At 56.5% G+C, this 18,802-nt stretch carries 20 protein-coding genes; 1 reads left to right on the plus strand and 19 read right to left on the minus strand.

Features of this window, described 5'->3' with window-relative positions:
- Window positions 1-52 precede the first annotated feature (52 nt).
- The 16 genes from H8Z83_RS11415 to H8Z83_RS11490 all read right to left on the minus strand — a co-directional run bounded on the left by H8Z83_RS11415 (window position 53) and on the right by H8Z83_RS11490 (window position 16,403).
- Complete coding sequence (locus tag H8Z83_RS11415) at window positions 53-949, minus strand: conjugal transfer protein TrbL family protein (RefSeq protein WP_187015245.1); 897 nt, start codon at window positions 947-949, stop codon at window positions 53-55.
- A gap of 71 nt (window positions 950-1,020) precedes the next feature.
- Complete coding sequence (locus H8Z83_RS11420) at window positions 1,021-1,449, minus strand: HEPN domain-containing protein (protein ID WP_187015152.1); 429 nt, start codon at window positions 1,447-1,449, stop codon at window positions 1,021-1,023.
- A complete protein-coding gene (locus H8Z83_RS11425; RefSeq protein ID WP_187015153.1) occupies window positions 1,418-1,762 on the minus strand; it encodes a nucleotidyltransferase domain-containing protein in 345 nt (114 codons plus the stop codon). The genes H8Z83_RS11420 and H8Z83_RS11425 overlap by 32 nt, the downstream gene beginning before the upstream one ends.
- A gap of 77 nt (window positions 1,763-1,839) precedes the next feature.
- Window positions 1,840-2,175, minus strand: coding sequence for a DUF3852 domain-containing protein (locus H8Z83_RS11430; protein WP_187015154.1), 336 nt, complete (start codon window positions 2,173-2,175; stop codon window positions 1,840-1,842).
- Between the two features lie 64 nt (window positions 2,176-2,239).
- Complete coding sequence (locus H8Z83_RS11435; RefSeq protein ID WP_187015155.1) at window positions 2,240-7,525, minus strand: MSCRAMM family protein; 5,286 nt, start codon at window positions 7,523-7,525, stop codon at window positions 2,240-2,242.
- A gap of 95 nt (window positions 7,526-7,620) precedes the next feature.
- The gene (locus H8Z83_RS11440) at window positions 7,621-8,589 is read right to left on the minus strand and encodes a CAP domain-containing protein (protein WP_187015156.1); all 969 of its coding nucleotides are present in this window, start codon (window positions 8,587-8,589) and stop codon (window positions 7,621-7,623) included.
- A 113-nt stretch (window positions 8,590-8,702) separates the two neighbouring features.
- Complete coding sequence (locus tag H8Z83_RS11445; RefSeq protein WP_187015157.1) at window positions 8,703-9,485, minus strand: class D sortase; 783 nt, start codon at window positions 9,483-9,485, stop codon at window positions 8,703-8,705.
- Window positions 9,482-10,399, minus strand: coding sequence for a cell wall anchor protein (locus tag H8Z83_RS11450; protein WP_187015158.1), 918 nt, complete (start codon window positions 10,397-10,399; stop codon window positions 9,482-9,484). Before H8Z83_RS11450 ends, H8Z83_RS11445 begins: the two co-directional genes overlap by 4 nt.
- A 13-nt stretch (window positions 10,400-10,412) precedes the next feature.
- On the minus strand, window positions 10,413-11,030 hold the full coding sequence (locus H8Z83_RS11455) for a hypothetical protein (RefSeq protein WP_187015159.1): 618 nt from the start codon (window positions 11,028-11,030) through the stop codon (window positions 10,413-10,415).
- A 13-nt stretch (window positions 11,031-11,043) separates the two neighbouring features.
- Entirely contained in the window at window positions 11,044-11,778 is a 735-nt protein-coding gene (locus H8Z83_RS11460; protein ID WP_187015160.1) for a DUF3849 domain-containing protein, read from the minus strand.
- Window positions 11,768-12,289 (minus strand): hypothetical protein, encoded by a 522-nt coding sequence (locus H8Z83_RS11465; protein WP_187015161.1) that lies wholly within the window; start codon window positions 12,287-12,289, stop codon window positions 11,768-11,770. Before H8Z83_RS11465 ends, H8Z83_RS11460 begins: the two co-directional genes overlap by 11 nt.
- Before the next feature lie 12 nt (window positions 12,290-12,301).
- Window positions 12,302-13,327, minus strand: coding sequence for a DNA adenine methylase (locus tag H8Z83_RS11470; RefSeq protein WP_243184955.1), 1,026 nt, complete (start codon window positions 13,325-13,327; stop codon window positions 12,302-12,304).
- Window positions 13,320-13,634 carry a hypothetical protein gene (locus H8Z83_RS11475; RefSeq protein WP_187015163.1) on the minus strand — a complete coding sequence of 105 codons (315 nt, stop codon included), beginning with the start codon at window positions 13,632-13,634 and terminating at the stop codon, window positions 13,320-13,322. The genes H8Z83_RS11470 and H8Z83_RS11475 overlap by 8 nt, the downstream gene beginning before the upstream one ends.
- Window positions 13,635-13,763: 129 nt before the next feature.
- Window positions 13,764-14,966, minus strand: coding sequence for an antirestriction protein ArdA (locus H8Z83_RS11480; protein ID WP_187015164.1), 1,203 nt, complete (start codon window positions 14,964-14,966; stop codon window positions 13,764-13,766).
- Window positions 14,959-15,702 carry a DUF4314 domain-containing protein gene (locus H8Z83_RS11485; RefSeq protein WP_187015165.1) on the minus strand — a complete coding sequence of 248 codons (744 nt, stop codon included), beginning with the start codon at window positions 15,700-15,702 and terminating at the stop codon, window positions 14,959-14,961. The genes H8Z83_RS11480 and H8Z83_RS11485 overlap by 8 nt, the downstream gene beginning before the upstream one ends.
- Window positions 15,699-16,403 (minus strand): hypothetical protein, encoded by a 705-nt coding sequence (locus H8Z83_RS11490; protein WP_187015166.1) that lies wholly within the window; start codon window positions 16,401-16,403, stop codon window positions 15,699-15,701. Before H8Z83_RS11490 ends, H8Z83_RS11485 begins: the two co-directional genes overlap by 4 nt.
- Window positions 16,404-16,502: 99 nt before the next feature.
- On the opposite strand from H8Z83_RS11490, the gene H8Z83_RS11495 reads away from it, so the two are divergent.
- Entirely contained in the window at window positions 16,503-17,069 is a 567-nt protein-coding gene (locus H8Z83_RS11495; protein ID WP_118758347.1) for a DNA-3-methyladenine glycosylase I, read from the plus strand.
- Between the two features lie 121 nt (window positions 17,070-17,190).
- On the opposite strand, the gene H8Z83_RS19895 is transcribed toward H8Z83_RS11495, so the two are convergent.
- The 3 genes from H8Z83_RS19895 to H8Z83_RS11505 all read right to left on the minus strand — a co-directional run bounded on the left by H8Z83_RS19895 (window position 17,191) and on the right by H8Z83_RS11505 (window position 18,779).
- Complete coding sequence (locus tag H8Z83_RS19895) at window positions 17,191-17,316, minus strand: hypothetical protein (RefSeq protein ID WP_256435335.1); 126 nt, start codon at window positions 17,314-17,316, stop codon at window positions 17,191-17,193.
- Between the two features lie 64 nt (window positions 17,317-17,380).
- Window positions 17,381-18,568 (minus strand): antirestriction protein ArdA, encoded by a 1,188-nt coding sequence (locus H8Z83_RS11500; RefSeq protein ID WP_187015167.1) that lies wholly within the window; start codon window positions 18,566-18,568, stop codon window positions 17,381-17,383.
- The gene (locus tag H8Z83_RS11505; protein ID WP_187015168.1) at window positions 18,543-18,779 is read right to left on the minus strand and encodes a hypothetical protein; all 237 of its coding nucleotides are present in this window, start codon (window positions 18,777-18,779) and stop codon (window positions 18,543-18,545) included. Before H8Z83_RS11505 ends, H8Z83_RS11500 begins: the two co-directional genes overlap by 26 nt.
- Between the last annotated feature and the right edge of the window lie 23 nt (window positions 18,780-18,802).

The raw sequence follows: 18,802 nt of genomic DNA on the forward strand, positions 1-18,802 counted from the left end.
CGAACAGGCTGCCCATGGTGATTTGTGTTAACCAGGTCATATCATCACCCTTTCATTTGATCGCCGCGGCGATGGTTCGGGTGGTGTTGACGGCAGCCTGCGCCGTATAAACGGCGCTCATAATATTGGCCTTTGTTGTGGTGTCCAAGCCGAAGCTGCCGGCGATGCGCGGCACTTCGCCAGCGGAGAGCATGAGCCCCACGCCCATCAGCGCGTGGTCCTTGAACACCATGAGTCCCGCAATGAGGATGGTGGACTGGAGGAAGGCGGTCAGGCACAAGCCGATGACCTGCCGCATCCAGCCCATAAAGCCATCCAGATAGCCGCGCGGGACGCTGAACATATAAAGGCTGCCCACGGCAATTTGAATCAGCAAAATGCCCCCGCGTTTGAGGTTGGCGAAAAACACCTTGATGACCGCGTAACCCATGAGGATCACGCAAAAAAGGAGCATAATGGGGCTGGTGATGATGCCGAGACCGAAGTGGGAACTGTTCACCACATCTGCAAGTGTCTGTATCTCGCTGAGTTCGGTGATGATGTCCTGTCCAACCTCACCGATGCTTCGTCCATAGCCGGTAAGCCCCGCGGAAAAGGTTCCCTGCAGCGACACCGATAAGGCATAGAGCCGGACGGGGACAACGGTGAACAGGCTCACCGCAAGAAAGCCCTTGATGATGTTCATCCCGCACTGCTGGAGATTGCCCCTGCCGGTGGAGTATTCGATACCGCATTCAAAGGCGCAGACCACCACGCTGACGGTAAACAGCGCCCACGCAAGGCGGGAGAAAAAGAGAATGATGGCGCTGACCCATTCCAGCTCGAACAGCTCCACGCCCATATTGCCCATGAGGGCAAAGAAGTTGCCGAGAAAGCCTATGGCCTGCCCATAGACCCAGTCCATGAGCTGATCCAGGACTGTCGCGGCGACAAAATCCCAAATAAATATTGTTCATTCACCTCCGGAGACGCGACAAGGCCGCCGCCCTTTCGGGCGACGGCCTTGACTGCTGTCTTTACTTATTTCATTGTCTGTCCAAAGCTTTGGGTATCTTTGCTTTCCGGTTCATATCCAAGTTTCTGGCAAACAAAGTCTTGAACGAGCCTGCATTCCTTTAACGCGCAGACGGCGTCGGATTCATCCAGTTCTAAATTGGACGGATAGCGAACTTGAACGCCGTATGGCGTCAGTTCAATACAGGAGTCTGCCAGTTGCTCAAATCGCGTGTCTACTTCGCAACACAGCTTACAAAGCTGGATAAGGTCATGCGTTTTGGGCGGCTCTCTGTCGAATTGAACAAGCGTGGCTTTTAGAAATTTTTCGGCAGCCTGTTCACAGTGATAGCAAATAATTTCCACAGGCAGCGGACGCATCGTCAGCAGATGTTCCGCGGCGCTGAGATCCATATAGGCAAAGTCAAGCCATTCGCTGCTCCAGCCGGTGCTCATACAGCAAGACCCCCTCTCTTGCGATTTTCCGCTCCAGAGAAGCGTGTTCCGCTCTCTGATGGAATGCGTTAGAGCGATAAACAATTACATCCAAGGGGACGGACTGCGCTGAAAAGAGCGCACGGCGGATCGCCTTGACCGCGTCTGCCGGACGCATGGAATTTTCCGGGATAATGACGCACAAATCGTAGTCACTATCATCGGTTGGTGTACCATAGGCGTATGAGCCGAAAAGATAGATCTTCTCTGTATCCACAGTTGCGTCAATGATCCGGCAGATATCAGAAAGCTCATTTTTCACAGATTCTGTCATTCGCGCCGCTTCCTTTCCTAATTTTCATTATACCCAGCACACAGAAAATAAGCAACTGATTTTTACCCTTGCACCTCTTAGATGCCGATGATGCTCCAAATGTATTTCGGAGCCGTCAGGGTGAAGATGAGGCAGGCAAAGAGGATAGCGGGACCGGTCCATTCAAATTGACCTCGCTGGCGAAAATCAAAATACGCGCCGCCAAGCTTTACAAAGAACGCGATGGCGAGGATCATATCCAGCGCCGGGAACACCACCTTCTCCACCACAGCCTTGATCTGTTTGGCTGCCTCCGTCCACGTCTGTTCCACAGCGCCCGCCACATCGCCGCCCGCGGCAAGGGCGGAGGTGCAGCAGAGCACGGTCAGGAGCAGGAGCGTCAACGCCAAAATCATGATTTTTTTGTGTTTCAAGATCTCAACCTCCTTAATTTGGGGATGCCGCCCCTTGCGGAGCGGCATCCGTTGTTGTTAGCTCTTAATAACCGGTGCGGGGCAGGGGCTTGCTGGGAGCATAAACTCTGGTAACCCAGCGGGAGGTCGCCATGATCCACTGCCCATTGTAGACGCCGCCCGCATCCGCCTGATTAACGAACTGCGTACCGCCGGTGAGCTTGGCAAGGGCCTTGCAGTCCACGCGAGGGGCTTCCACCTGCCGGAAGTTGGCGGGGACAATGCCGAACGATGCCATGAACTCCGTCACATACTCGTTGGCGGCAAGTCCCAGCGCCGCGGGGGAAGCATCCAGCACATAGTTCTTGCTGGTGGAAAGGTTATCCGCCAGCGTGCGCCAGGTATTGCCGCTGAGATTTGTGCGGTACACGATCTTATAATTTCCAGGGGTATTCCACGTGCCGGTGTAAATGGTCTGGAGACGAACCGCCTTGGCAGGCAAAGTGTCTCTCCAATAAAAAGATTCCAGCGCCGTGGTGGAATTGTTGGCGATGCCGGTAAAGTTGTAGCGGACGAGCTGCCCCGGCATGACCTCCACATAGCCGGTTTTCTTGATGGAAACGTTGGTAGACAGGCTCTTGTTGGTCATGCTTGCCTTGACGATCTGACCGGCATACTCAATTTCTACCTCAATGGGTGTCTTATCCAGCCCGTAAAATTCCGCCGCCTTGGATTCCACGATCTTGTACCGCGCCAGCGGCAGGGGTTTGCTCACCGCCAAGCCGTTTTTGTCCGTCTTAATGGTATCCACCAGACGGTTGGTGCGGGCGTTGTAGATCTCAAAGACGGTGTTGGGGATGGGCGTCCCGGCAGGCCAGCCATTCATGGAATTATAGTCCGCCGAGGTCTTGACGATCTGGATCTGTCCGGTGATGGGGGTATTCTGCCACTCGATTTCCGTGGTTTCGCCGGACTTTACATACACGGTCTTTTTCTGCGTGTCGGGGATATAGCCCTCATTCTCCAGTTCCCGCAGATAGTAGCGGCCATCTTCCAGTCCCTCAAACCGGACATAGCCCCGGTCATCGCTGGCTTCCTGCGCGATGGGGTTGTTGCCGCTGTCATAGAGAATGAAGGAAACGCCGGGGATACCCTCGCCGGTGGCCGAATCGACCTTGTGGATCAGGATGCCGGAGATGGCCTTGTTGGTGATCTCCAGCGTGGCGGTCTGCCCATCCCTGACCTCGACCCGATGGGGCGTGTCATCCAGACGGTAGCCCTCGGCAGCTTTCAGCTCCGTCACGGTGTACCAGCCGTTTTCCGCTTCGGGGAGATAGATCACGCCGTTTTCATCGGTGGTGAAGGTGCCGACGATCTCGCCATCCATTTTCCGGATCTCAAACTGGACGCCGGGGATGCGCTCTCCGGTTTTTTCGTCCTTCTTAATGACGGTAAGCCCGCCCGCGCGGACGTTATAAAAGCGAAGGGTCTGTACCTCACCCGCCTTGATGAGAATGGATTTCGGGGAACTATCCAGCACAAAGTCCTCCACGGTCTTGACCTCCCGCACCGTAACGGTGGTGCCGGGGATCAGATCATTGATAACGACGCGGCCATTCTCATCGGTGATGAACTCTCCATTGGAGTTGCCCACCACCGCGCCGCTGCTGTCGGTGACAAGGAAGGTCACGCCCTTCAGCGGCGTCGTGGTGCCCTCGATATACTTTTCAATCACAAGGGTGGTGCTGGGCGTGTTGGTGAAGTGCAGCGTCTGGGTGTCATTGGGGTTGACTACCACCGTCTGGGTGCGGCTGGCCTCGTCGATGGTGTAACCAGGAATGGTGGCCGTTTCCGTCACCACCAGCGTCCCCACCACGCCATGGATGGTGATTTTTCCGTCCTTATCGGTGAAGTACAGGCCGTTGCTGCTGATCTGTCCGTTTTCAGCGGGTACAAACGCGCCGGTAGAGGTCGTCACCTTGAAGGTCACGCCCTGCAAGGGCTTCCCGGTGAGGGAATCCCGCTTGTCGATCACCAGGGTTCCGGCCTTGGAGTTTTTCACGATGACAGTCTGTGTATCGCCGTTTTTGCCGATGACCACGTTTGTGGACGCACGATCCATCACATACCCTGTCGGGGCCTTGATCTCGTTGATGACATAAGCACCGGGGGCCAGATTGGTGATTTTGATCTCGCCCTGACCGTCGGTGGTAAAAATGCCGTTTTGCGTCAGGGTGCTGGTGCCGATCACGCCATCCAGCCCCACCTCACAGCCAGCGGCAGTGGTCACCCGGAACTCCGCGCCGGGAAGTGGCTGACCGGTGGCGCTGTCCCGCTTCTGGATGATGAGCTTGCCCTTGGGCTGGTTCTTGAAGGTCAGGCTGACCGTGCGGCCTTCCTTGATCTGAACGGTCTGGCTCTGGGTGTCGATCAGATAGCCGTCTGGAGCCTTCGTTTCCGTCACAATAACGCTCTTGCCGGGCTTCAGGCCGGGGACGCGGATCTCGCCGTGTTCGTCCGTCCGGAAGATGCCGTTGCTGTCCCCGATCAGCGTACCGTCCGCATAGGTGATCTTGAATTCCGCGTTGGCGAGGGTCACGCTGGGGTTCACGGAACAGACCTTGCGGATCAGGAGGATGCCGTCCGGGGCGTTGTCAAAGCGGACGGTGACTACACTCTGCTCACCGCTGTCCGCCAGATAGATCGTTTCGGAGGCGTTGATGATGGAGTACCCATCGGCAGGGTCAACCTCCTCCACGATATAGGTGCCGCTTTTCAGGCCCGTCCAGATGGCGGTGCCGTTCTTGCCGGTGACCTTCTGCCCGATGGTCGTGCCGCCGGTGCCGCTGGTGCCGCCCAAAAACCGCAGCTGGAAGGTGCAGCCGGGGAGCGCTTCATGGGTCACGCTGTCATACTTCTCAACAACAATGGCATTCAGCGGAGTATTCTGGAAGGTCAGGGTCTTGCTCTCGCTGCCGTGGAGGATGATCTTCTGGGTGGAGGGTTCCTTCATCTGGAAACCGGGAGCGGGTTCCACCTCGGTCACGGTGTACTCGCCGGGATAGAGCCGCTTGCCCTGCTCATGGAGCCGGATCTCGCCCTTGGCGTCTGTGAGGATCGTTCCGTAGTCGATGGTGGCAGGGGCTTCGGCGGATTCGCCGCTGCTGGTGTAAGTGATGTGGAACTTGGCTCCCTCGATGGGCGCGCCAGCCACGCTGTCCTCCTTGTAGATGGTGAGCTGGGGCATTTTCCGATTTTTGAAAGTGACATGCACCTCGCCACCGGCGTTCAGGCTGACGGTCTGCTCCCGGTCGGCGTTTTTGCTGGGCAGGTAGTACGGTGCGGGAACAGACTTTTCAATGATCTTGTAGCTGCCGGGGGCCACGCGGTCCGTCACCGTGCCGTCCTCGCCGGTGACCCAATCGGCGGAGAAATCACTGTCGATGCCCTCTACGGTGAACACGGTGCCGGGGATGGGCTTGGAATCCTCCGCGTCGATTTTGGTGACGGTCAGCCGGGGCATTTTCAGGTTTTCAAATACGAGGTTTTGATCGTCACCGGGGCCGAGGTAAATGGTCTGGATCGTCTCGCCGCCCACTACATAGGGGGCAGGGACGGATGTTTCCTTTACTTCATAGCTGTCAACAGGGATCGCGGTGAGAACCGCCTTGCCATCCGGCCCGGTGGTGACATCCTGATGATAGCCGTAATGGATGCCCTTGATCTCAAAGACCGTGCCGGGGATGGGCTGCTTGGTCTGCTTATCCAGCTTCTGGATGGTCAGATCAGGGAGCTTCTGGTCCTTCGCCGTTACGGTCACGGTGCCGCCGCCAGCGACAGTGGCCTGATCTACATGGGCGCAGACGGGGGCGGTCAGCTTGGCGTAGGGGGCGGGAGCGCTGACCTCCACAAAGGCGTACATCCCCTCCGTCACATGGGGGACTGTGATCCTGCCGGACGCGTCTGTGACCTCCGTGCCGATCAGCTGGCCGTCCCGGAGGATGTGGAATACCGCACCGGGGAGGGGCGCATTGGCGTCGGTCAGCTTGATGAGCTGGATCTTTACCTTCGCGTCATTCTCAAAAACGAGAGATACGTCCGTTTTGCCGTCCCAATAGAATTCCTGACGGACTTTACCGGCGTCCTTGCTCAGAGAGTAGCCGTTGGGCGGCGTCACTTCTTCCGCCACATAGCTGCCGATGGGCATGGTATCCCAAGGCACATCCGTGAGCGCACCGCCCGCTCCGGTGGTATAGGTGCCGGTGAAATTGTTATCCACGCCGGTGATCTTGATGACCGCGCCCGCGAGACCTCTGGTGGGATCGTCCGCGTCCACCTTGCGGATCTTACCGGTGGCGGTGACGGTGGGGGTATCCGTAAAGGTGATCGTCACGGTGCTGCTGCCATTATTCGGCAGGACTACATATTCGGGCCCCGCGTTGTCGATCTCGTAGCCGTTCGGAGCCGCCGTTTCTGTTACAGCGTAGGTTCCGGCGTCCAAGGGAGAGAAGGTATAGGTGCCGTCCGTGCCGGTGACGATGTCCCTGGAAAAGGAGCCGTTGGTGGATTCCACGTGGAACCGCGCTCCGGCAAGGCCCTTGGTGGGGTTGGTGGCGTCTACCTTCTTGACCACCAGCGTGTACTGCTCGTTTGTGACGGTAAGACTGCCGATCATAACGCTCTGGACGGTGCTGGCGGGGTGGGCGGCAGAGCCAGCGCCGGTGAAGGAATACTCTTTTACGTCGCAATCGCCCCAAACAGCCTGCTTGCCAAGATCCAGGATATATTTCGTCCGGTCCCGGAATGTGGCGCCGTCGCAGGTCTGGTCGATGCTGGTATAGCTCGCACCCTTCAGCGAGTTCCAGACGTACATCAATTCCTCCGCACAGGCGGTGGCGGGATCACCCAGGGAGCCGTCCTTATACCGCCACACGATGGCCTGTACCCAGGCGTTCATGTACCAGCTATAACCGGAATCCCAGATGTCATCCACGCCCAGGGCGTGGGCCTTGTCCGTGAAGATGCCGAGGGAGTGGGCGTAGTAATAGGCCATCATCATTTTGACGGTGGGATCGGTGACGGGCTTCGGATTGCCCCAGGTCTGACCGATCAGAGAGGTGCCCATGCCGCCGCCCTTCGTCCCGCAGAAGCCCACGGAGGTCTTTCCGGCCACGCCGTAATACATCTGGTGCATTGTGCATCTGCCAAGGCTGGCAGACTGATAGGAAACACCGCTCATGCCGAACCGCTCTAACTTGATGGTGTCGGCTCCCGCTGCCAGCGCGGCAGTGGGGAGCAGGCCGAGGACGCAGATCAGGGCCAGCAGCATCGCGGTCACGCGATTTTTCAATGAATGCCATGTCTTTTTCATCGTTATTTGACCTTTCTTTTTAGATTTGCTCATAAGAAATGGCCTTCCGGCGATGAAGCTGGAAGGCCATGTGAGCATATTGAGTTGCGGATAGGTTATGCGTAGGGATTGTGCGCGTTGGGATCACCGACGAACAGGAAGCAGATCGTTCCGCCCTCATCAGCTGAGATCCCGACGCCGATGGTGTCGCAATCAGGGTTTATCATCGTCTGGAAGTGGCCGGGAGAATTCCGCCAATTCTCCACTGCCCGCCCCGCGATCTCGGATGCGGGCACATTCGTGAATGCGGTGATGTTCGATCCAAATCCATGGGGATACCCAGAGACCGCTACCGCCTCGCACTCCACCTTATTCTGGTGGTATGCGACACGCAGGGACGCGCAATGCTGCGCCGCGTCCATCAGAGCCGCGTTGACCGTCAGCTCCGGCACACCGTTTTCCCGGCGCACCTGATTGACCAGCCGGACGATCTCATGCCGTGCCGCGTCTGTCTGACTGGCGTCGGATTCCGGAATGCTCGCACCTTGCTTGCCGTCAACTACCGTCAGCGTTAAAGTGGCGGTCTGGCCATGCTGATTGGTCACGACCACGTCGGATGTGCCGCTGCTGACCGCGATAGCGGTCCAGAAGCCGGAGGCATTCTCAACGCGGATGACATTGGGCTGCGTGGAGACCACACTTTTTATATCCGCACTGGGACTGATATTCAAGCCGCTGCGGTCTCCGGGGCGGAGGGTGCTGCCTTTGTAGCTGCTGACGCGGATGCCGGATGCGGCAGGGGCGATCCCCGTGTATGGATGCCCGGTGTCGATTTGGACTCCGGCGTTCCAATAAACATTGAAACCGACCTGCTTGCCCATGTCCCGCAGTTGCACATAGTTGTGCCCCGCAATGTTGTAGGCTTGCATTTCCACCTGTTGACCATCCACAAAGATGGGCTGCCAGGTGGGTTCCGCCGTGATCCCGGCTGCGACCGCGATAGAGCCGCCGGTCAGCGCCGCGCCGATCACCATGCCGGTGAACATCATACTGACATTCTTTCTCACGTTTTTGCTCTCGTTCATCTTCCTGCCTCCATTCTAACTGTGTATGTGTGAAATTCTTCTTCGCAGCTTCACCATATCACAAGTGAGGGGCAGAAGTCGAACAGAACCGATTCGGCAAAAGGGAGAAAGATTCAGACCTCCGCTGCGGTGACGCACCAGCGCTGGTCCCGCTGGTTGCGGACGCAGGTGTAGAGCGTCAGCATATTTTCGCCGGAGTCCGCAAGACCACTGCGATCCGTTTCGCTGACCTTGCTGACATCCGTCACCTTGTAGGTACGGGTGCCCAGCTTGGTGGTCAGGGTAATTTTGTCCCCGATGTCCAGCGTGTGGATCTGGCCGAAGTAGCTGTTGGCGCCCCGGTTATGGGCGGCGAGGCAGACGTTGCCGTTCCAGATGGAGGTGTCCTCAAAGTGCCCGATCCCCTTGGCAAGCGTCTTGATGTCCGTCCCCTGATAGATGCGGACGCTCAGATCCAGCGTGGGGATCTCCAGCCTGCCGAGGGAGCTGTTTTTGTAGTAGAGGTCGCCCGTCACCTCTGTGAACAGCACGGCGGGCTGATAGCCGCTGCCTCCATTCACCGTGCTGCCTGGGGTGACAACAGTGGCGGCGCTGCCGCCAATGACCGCGCCGGACGCGGGAATACCACCGGGGGCAAGGTTTGGCGTGAGGTACTCGCCGGTATGGAGGGCGTTCATACTCTCCGAGCCAAATGCAGGCGGAATAAGCGCGGCGTTCTTGCTCATGTCGGCGTTTTTCATAGCGCCGCCATCCGCCGTGTGAATCACTTCAATGGAGGTGTCCTTACCGAAATCGTAATCGTCCGGCGCGTCAATGCTGTATTCCAGCGCATACGTCGGAGCCGCCAGAGCCGCTGTCATGCAAAGGCTCAGACAAAGGGTAATGATCTTTTTCATTCTGTATCCTCCTCATCCGCGTTTTCTTTTCTGTGCTTCACCAGCAGCGCACCACCGACGCCCGCGCCTGCCGCGGCCACGATCCCAATGGGGATGAGCACATAAGACCAGCGGAACGCGGACGCCGTGGCGGGTGTCTCCGCAGGCTCCGTGGGCTGGATGGGCGTTCCCTCAAAGATAGCCACATAGCGGACACGGTTCAAGGCGATCCGGCTGACGGTCCCGGCGTAGTCCGCCGTGACGGTATAGCCTTTCACATAGCTGCTGGTGGCGCTGCCGGAATAGGTGGCAACGGCCGTGTAGCGATCTGCCACAGCGTAGCCGTCCAGATTGGCGGTGTTGTCCGTCTGCCACTGGATGTCCGTGAGCGTCAGGGTCCTGCCGTTTTCCGTAATGGTTTTGGGAAGATACTGCGTATCCTGCTCGGCAAGGTTAGGATAGCTGCGCTTGGTGGTGATTTCCCTGGTGGAGCTGCCATAGCCGGACGGCTCCACCTGCACGGTATCAAGTCGGAGCGTCAGGGTCCCCATGAGGCCGTCATCCGTGATGAATTCCCGCTCCTGCGGCAGCAGCGCCAATACAGATTCCATGTCTTTTTTGGCGCTCTCGACGGAAACGTGTTCCGTGTGCTGGCGGCTCTCATTTTCCGGAAGCTCCTGCTTCAGAAGGTCCGTCAGGGTGTAGTGAAAGCCGTCCTGCCGGAAGTCCGAGCGGGGAATACCGGCAGGATCATCTTCGGGGCTCAGATCATAGATTTTTTTCAGTTCCGTACCATCGTCACTGCGAACGATGGCGGTGGGGTAGCAAACCTTGGCGTTCGGTACCGCAGGCTCAAAGTCCGCCGCCAGCGCGGTGGGCGTCAGCGCCAGGGTCAGGCACAGCGCCGCGGCGCAAAGGGAAAGCATTCGTTTCATGTTGTCATCCTCCTTAATGTTTCTTCATTTTATAGTGATCTCTTGTCTGCTCCAGCAGGAGGTCATATTCCCAAGGCTCCACTTCTAAGGAGAGGTAGGCGCCGTCCTTCGTCATGCCGTCCACCCGATAGCGCAACACCAGAGGAAGCTGCCTCTGCTTTTTCACATCCTGGGGTGAGAGCCAGCCAGCGCCTTCTACAAAAACAGCGCGAATAGCGGAATCATAGTTTTCTTCATAGCCCTGCCAGAGAAGGGCCTCCCGCAGTTCTTTCCGCAGCTTCTTGCACTGGGGGACGGGGATCAGGCGCTCCGGCTCCAGCAGAAAACGGGGGCGCAGGCTTTCCAAGCAAATATCCAGCGCGTCTTTCAGGGCAGCGTTCTTTTTCGTCATGCCGCCGCGCCAGTGATCTGCCGCCAGAACATCCTCGCCCTGGGCATCGCCGGGGAAAAGACGCACACAGCGGATGAGCTCATAGGCGTGGGCATCATCCGCCATGCCGAGGACGCGGGCCCCATCCATAGGGAGAGACCGGTAATGGGAGATCGCGTCATTCAACGCGGAAAAACGTTTCACACCCCAGCCGGATCTTCCGGGCCGAAGATCGTCCACGGTATAATAGGTCACGCTCATGCAAGTATCCTCCTCACTTCATTTTCATACCGCCCATTGTGGGGGCGTCCGTCTGTTCCTGTGTCATCATCTCCTCCAGCTTTTCACGTGCCCAGTCGGGCAGAAACTTGTCATCCAGTACGCCAATGAAATCCTCCCGGTTCCATCTGGCTGTTTCACCGTCCGAGAGGCAGGTGGCGAAAACCGCTCGACCACTGGAATGCGGCTCGCAGCCAAAACCGCTCCGAGCATACCAGAGCTGGTTTTTCTGCCCCCAATACTGCTCCCGCAGCGCCTCCGGCGACAGCACTAGCACCTTGCCGGTGAAGTCCTGCTCCGCGCGGTCACCAACGCAATGCTCCGCGCCAAAGAGATTTAACGCCTGCACTGCCTTACGGTAGAAAGTGACGAAGCCATCCAGCACAGCCGGATGGCTTCGGACAACAAAGTCGCTGTTGTGGTTGATGTCTTTGGGAATGCAGGCGCGCTCCGCCCACTGCTTGTTGGCATGACCGAAGCGCCCGTCCCACTTGAGTTCGTGCAAGGTGTTGGCAAGCACCCACGCGGTGCGTTTGTAGCCGTATTCCTCCAGCACCGGCGTGATACAGTTCTTGTCCAGATGCATTCCGTCGAAGCTCTGACGGATGGTGTCCTCGATGGCGTTGCGGCAGGCGATGTTCGCCTTGTGGCTCTCCCGCCAGAGGGAAAGCTCGTTCCGATCTCTCGCCTCGGCAGAGGAATAGGGGTAGAGATAGGTGTCATTCGTCATGATCCAGTTCCTCCTTCAAAAGCAGGAAGAGCCCGGACAACGAAACGCCCGCGCTTTTCAGCAGATCGCGGAAGTCATCATCCAGACTCTTCATCATTTCATATACATTTGTATCAGTGCCGGACCGCAGTACCAGCGTACCGTCCTTCACCGCGCATTCGAAATCGCCTTCCTCCGGGTCAATGCCGGCCTCTGCCAGCATACACAGCGGCAGGACGTCCTGAAAACACTCTTTTTCCCAATGGCATCCATCGCAAGCGTCATTTTCGGCGCCGTGGGCCAGAGCGCTGCTTTTTCCCAGTCGGAACAGGAGCTCTGCGTTGATCGCCGTCAGCAGTTGGAAGGTTTTCAGTGTTTGCGCGACAGACAATTTGTCCGGCAGCAGCAGAACGCAGCCGTTTTCGGTATGGATCGTCAGATCGCTGGTTTCGGCAAGGCCGGAGAGCTGCAAAGCGGCGCGGGGGATGGTAAGGGTCTTGTTCGCGGGGTCATGGTTCAAATGGAATTTCATCTTGTTTGCCTCCTATTGTAATAAGTTTTGGTTGGAAGCCCGACATCCGGCTGGGCTTTCTTTCCGTCTTGGTGGATGATTTGGAATGTGGACCAGCTTCAGTTCCCACTCGCCCAGAGATTCGTCAAAGAGGTTCAGTTGCCGGGTCATATAAGGGCGGGGGTCATAGTTGGTGAGGATGAGCTCGCCAAAGGACGCGCCCTTTTTCTGAGACAGCGGGTTGCCGCGCTGGAAGGATAAAATGTACCAGTCTCTATAGAGTTTGCGGATGAAGGAGCAGTCATTGTAGGAGAGGACGACATAGCCCTTGCAGGCAGACAGCACCTGCCACAGCCGGACATGGAATTTACGAAAATGTCTGGTTTTTCCTACGATCCGATAGATCCGCTCCGTTTTGACATAGGGTGGATCGGCATAGATGAGACCGTCCTCTCGGTCCCGCTCCCGAATGAGCTGCAAGGCGTTTTTGTTCTCCAGCGGCACGTCCTTCAGCCGTGCGGACACAGGTGGAAACAGTTTCAAAAGGTTTTCAACATCCATGCCCTTGACGCCGAAGGAGGTGACCGTCGCGCTGAAGCTGCCCCGGATGGCGAGGTAATACGCCGCCGCCCGTTTTACATCGAACAGTGCCAGCCGCTCCTGAAAAATGGGGAGCAGCTCCCCGGCCTGTTCCTCCGTAAAACAGGAGCGGTCGCCCAGACACGCGATCTCTGCCTGCACATTTTGATAGTAGACCTCCTTGTGGGCGACAAAGTCACGGTAATACTCGAAAAGCCTGCGGCTGTGGATGGGCAGGAATTTCAGCTCCCGCAGCAGAACGTTGGAGCACTCCTTGATGCAGGAATACAGGTTCACCAGCTCGGCGTCCAAGTCATTATAGATGTCCAAGCGGCTTGGGTCCTGGGGCAGCGCCAGCAGCACCGCGCCGCTGCCGCCGAAGGGCTCCACATACTGCGCCAGCTTCGCAGGGAAGGTTTGCAGGATGTAGGGCGCGATCTTCTCCTTGCCGCCGATCCACGGAAAGGGCGGCTTAGCCATGTCCGGCCTCCCCATGCTCCCGGAAGCGTTCCATAGACCGTTCCAGACCGCTGATGGCCGCCTCCAGTCCGGATACCATCTGCTTTAGCTGGCGGATGGTGTCATAGACCTCGTCGGCATTGGTGGCATAGAAGTAGCCGCTGCGGTCACTGGCAATGGGGTGCTCCTTGCACCGCAGCCGGTTGACCTGCTTTCGCAGGCAAGTCCCACTGATATGGAGGGTCCGCTCCAGCTCCGTTCCGCTGGCGCGGTTCGCTTTTCCGAAACAGGAGCCTTCGAGATATGCAAGAATTTTTTCGTTTTGCATTGTGATTTCCTTTCCGGGACTGTACTCCCGGAGGAAGGGACAATGCGCAAAAAAGAAGGGGCCGCTTTCCCCCTCCGGGAATACGGCCCCTAAAATGATTCTGATCCGCGTTCGCGGGTCAAGGCGGTGTTATTTCATCTTCATCTCCATTTTCTGTGTTTCCTGCATTGGTGACAGCATGGGCTGATAGTCCGCACGGTGCAGCAGGCCGTAGGGTGAAAGCACTGCATTGTCCTCCTTGATGATGTCGCAGCCGTAGGCGTAGAGGTTCACATGGGAGAGCAACAGCTCCGCCGGGTGGTCATCCGTCATGAAGTGAAGCTGGTCGATGGCAGTTTCCTGCGGTGAACTGATCTTCGGCGTGAGGACGTAGTCCGCCAGATGCTCCGTCAAGCCCATGGCGGTTTCGATGTCCCGTACCTCGAACTGCTCCAGCAGAGCCTTCAGCTTTGGCACCTCGGATCTCGGAATGTCCCGTGCGGCCTTGGTGAAGGCGTTAAATTCCTCCAGCTCCATGGGCAGATCGGTGAAGTCCGCCGCATAGGGGATGATCCCGTCATAATCAATGACCGTGACGCCCTCCCAGCCCTCCACACCGAGCTGTTCCTGCGCGTCCAGCAGCTCCGCCTCTGCTGCGGGAAGATCCAGTGTCACCGTGCGCGCATCGCCAATGTCGGGATGCAGTCCGAGCGTGAGCCGGAAGAGGTATCCCGGCTTTCCCGGCAGCGTTTTTTGGACGGGCGGCGCGGTGGTCAATTCGCCATCCCGCAGTACATACAGACTGTCCACAAAAACGCCGTTTTCACTGCACCGCATCATTCTTCCGATGCCGGCGAAGTCCAGCATCTCGAACACCTCGTTGGATACGCCGTCCAGTTCGGGGACAAAGTCGTTTTCCGCGTAGAAGCGGCCAAGCTGGGCGTCATCTGCGGCATCCACTACATGATAACAGTCGGTCTTTGCGCTGACAGCCAGATCTCTCATATCCTGCATTGTGATGATACCGCCGTTGGTGTTTACTTTTTTCTGCACCTCCATGGAGAACAGTCCCTCAAAGGCGATCCCCTGTACCTCATCCAACGTCGCAAGCCTTGCGGCAAGGTCGTTGAGCTCGTTGAGACTGATATCCAGCTCCTCTAAATGCGGGGCAAGATATTCGAAAGCATAGTAATCGTCGATCTCCATGTACAGTGCTTCGCCATCCTTCAGCCGCACCTTTTCCATCGCGTCCCACAGCTCCCACGGGGAGGCGGGCAGTTCCAGCTTGGCATACGCCTCGTTGTTGGGTACGTCTTCTTTCGCAAGATATACCTCGAATATCTTCTTACCCAAGAGTCATCCCTCCCATTTTCATCCCATTCTGCTCACGGAGTTTGGGGGCGAACAATTCCTGTTCCGTCTGGATACTCCACTCGTCCGAATTCCAAAAGTGGACATACAATTCACCGCCGTCATCCACGGAAATCTCCCGCTGCTCAAAACCCTCGCACCAGCCGTCCGAAGCCTGTCCGGTGATAAACTCTTTCAAAGTATCCATTTCGGTGTCCGACAATTCCCCGGCGACACGGCATTCCGCCACACCCCAGAGCTGCCGGTCACGTTCCTCTACGGTGAAGACGGCGGAGCGCACCTTGTGGTCAACGCTGTCGGCTTCATCATACCAATGCATGAGACCTCGCTCGGTTTCCTCCGGCATCCGGTTTTTCACCAGCGCCGCCGTGATCTGATCCTGATAGCCCCGCAGCTCACTGCCCTCCAGCAATGTGCTGCTATCGTCAAAGTCACCATACTCGTTCCGCTCGTAGAGATCGGCGGTCAGGGGCATATACAGCTTGAGCGTGGTCAGCTTGGGCGGCAGCACCGTGAAGCTGTCCTCGCCGGGGGCGAGCGGCAGCGTGCGGCCATTGTCCCACTTCATAAAAATTTGCCCCTTATCGTCCACGAAGTCCACTTCGCCCTCCGTGCCGGGAAGAATGGGATGATAAGGGTCCTCCATCGAATTAAGCCGGATGCGGGTGCCGGGGGGATACTGCTCCTTGATAAAATTCACCATTTTTCTGTCCATCATTTTATTCCTCCCATTGTCATGCCCTGATCGGGCATTTTTTGATATTCCTCCAACTGACGGGGATTTTCCTCGCCATAAAGGTCAAAAACGATATCGTCCACTGCCTTGCGGACGGCGGGATCATCGGTCACCACTTCATAGCGCAGACCTGTGGTCGGACGATACGGAAGTTCTTCCCGCACACACTTGAGAAAGGCTTCGGCATCGGTAAACTCCTGTGTATCGCCGTTGGCATAGGACACGCGGCCCACCAGGGGCTTGTCCCGCGCCGTGTTCTGCCGCTGGACGGCCAAATCGTATACCGCGAGGTAGCCGTTATAATCGCCCGGAGAGGGGTTGCAGCGCAGACAGTATCGGTAGCGCTCCGTTTCCACGATGTAGCCATAGTTCTGTACATAGCCACCGTCGATTTTTCCGCCGTGGTCATAGCAGAAACGCTCCATCGCGAAGCGGTTTTTCAGCACATCTTCACGGAGCTTACCAACGATCTGCTGCAACTCCGCTTTGAACGCGGGGCTGTTCAGTTCCTCCGGGCCACGAGGCCACCATGTATGCCAAAATTCGTTTCCGCTGCGCCCGAAGTCCATGCGGACACAGCCGACAGCGCCAAGACGCTTATTTTCTTCGGGGTGCTGGGCATAAAATAAGCCCGCCTCCTCCGGGCGGGCAGGACGGATATGAAATTGTGTTGCATCTTTCAAGGTTAAGATCTCCTTTCGGTGTAGAATTTGGCTTTACACATTTTTGGGGGTGTGCTATGATGTGGCAAACAAAAGTGAGTTTATAGGACGGAGAAACTTATGGAAGAATTGATACAAAGATGTTCATGGGCAACTACCGACTTATATAAAGAGTATCATGATAATGAATGGGGAAAGCCCGTTCATGATGAGAATAAATTATTTGAGATGTTAATACTTGAAGGTATGCAGGCAGGACTATCGTGGCTGACAATACTAAACAAAAGAGAGGCATTTAGAATTGCTTTTGATAACTTTGACTGCAAAAAAGTAGCGCTGTACGATGATGCAAAAATAGAAGAGCTAATGCAAAATAGCAGCATTGTTCGTAATCGGTTAAAAATCAAATCAGCAATAACAAATGCTCAACAGTTTATAAAAATCCAAGAATCGTATGGCAGTTTTGATTCGTTTATATGGTCTTATGTTGATGGTAAGCCAATTCTCAATCAGTTCCAAACTGAAACTGATATACCCGCAAGGACTGCACTCTCAGATCAAATTAGTAAAGACTTAAAAGAGCTTGGCTTTAAGTTTGTTGGTAGTACAATTATATATGCCTATATGCAGGCAATAGGGATTGTCAATGACCATGTAAAAGGTTGCCATTTATATGCCAACAAATAGCATTTCACTTTCGATTGATAGAACAGCAGCTCAGCAGGCTTGTTAAGGGCTTTCTACATCACAATTTCAAGTTTGTCTGCTTATTAAGCGGCTCGTTCCAAATGGATCGAGCCGCTTTTACTTACATCATCCTCTGCCCCTGCGTCTGCTCCGGGAAGGGCGGCTCCAAACGCCGCAGCAGGCCGAACTCCGTTTCCATCACGCAGTCGTTTTCCATGCAGTCCTGACCGTATTTCTCAAAATCCATACAGCCACGGCGCAGGTGTCTGCCTCGCACCCGGTCTGCTTACATTTCAGTTCCGCCCGAATGATCATCGTGAAAGCCCTCTCATCTCCATGTGGCTGCTCTGGCTTCCGTTCATCACTTCTTCCAAGCGAAAAAAGCCCTTGTAGGCGATATAGCCCCGGTCAGTGAACATCCCGTCCTCATCATTCATGCGCTCCGTGCCGTACTTCTCATAGTCATAAAAAGCGTCGAGATTTTCGTCATAGTCGAAATGACCGGACTGGCGGATCATGTACTTGCCGTACTCGGCGGGAGAGTGTGCGCCGGGGGCAAAGTCAAAGAGGTCAAGACTTTCCGCAAGGTTTTTGATCTGTGCCACGGACTTTGGCTTTGCCAGCATGACCACAGCCCCCAGCTTTTCCATATCCGCATTTGACAACCCATCCGTCGCTTCTGCCAGTTCGTTGAGGTCGGAGAGGGTTTCGTACTCCATATCCAACAGGATATCCACCTCATTGGGGAGCTGGCTGTCCTCCAGCCGCAGGCGGACATCGGCGGGATCTGTGATGTCCCCGCGAAGGAGGGCGCGGTCGATTTCCTCCCGCTCCATGGGGAGGTACAGCCATGTGGCGTGCTCGGTGTCCTCCGGCTCGGTTTTGGAGGTCACCGCAACGGTGATGGCGTTCGGCTCATAGTAATAGCAGGGGAAGAGCCGGCCATCATAGATCTGCTCTAACTTCATGCCGTTGTCGTAGACTACGCCGTAGGGTGTGATCGTGCCGCCGCCGTTTTCAATGAGCCGCCGCGCGGTTTCCTCGCCATCCAGCGCATCCAATTCCTCTGTTTTGGCGCTGCCGCCGTGCAGGTTCATGTAGTGGTCGCGGCCAACAGCGGCGAGGTCGGAAAAGTCGGTAATGACCGTGGCCTGCTGGCAGCAGAAGGTCAGGTTGATGAGATCTTTCAGCTCGAAGAATTCCAGCTTGTGGGCCATGGCCTGAAACTGCGCGGCCTCGCCGGTATCGAAGCTTTCCAGCCGTTTGGCGAGGTAGTTCAGCTCCTCCACATTGACCGCGAGCATTTCCGCTCGTTTCAGGACAGTGTAGAAACTGTCGATCTTCTCCACCTTACAGTCCGCCTTGACCGCGTCGCCGATCTCCAGTGCCTCCAACAGCTCCATGCAGTGTGCGTACTGGTCGCGGGGGATGGGGAACGGGATGGTCGCCACGCCGTATTCCGGGTGGTTGGGATTACCGAGAACCGCTTGAATCATCATTTGTGTTTTCCTCCAATCCGTTGATTTTGTTCATTCTGGTCCGCAGACAGGTCCCGTCCGCACCCCAGCAGAGAAAGCCATGGCGGGGGTAAGGGCAGCCGTCACATTCCGGGGAGCGGCTGCAAACAGGCGCTGGCAGCGGCTCCTGCTGAAAGCCGGGGAAGTGCGGAAGAATGAGTTTGAAGTGGATCGTGCCGTAAATTTCCATCATCTTTTCCTCCTCGTAAAATAAAA

Source organism: Dysosmobacter segnis (assembly GCF_014297285.1).
Lineage (GTDB): Bacteria > Bacillota > Clostridia > Oscillospirales > Oscillospiraceae > Oscillibacter > Oscillibacter segnis.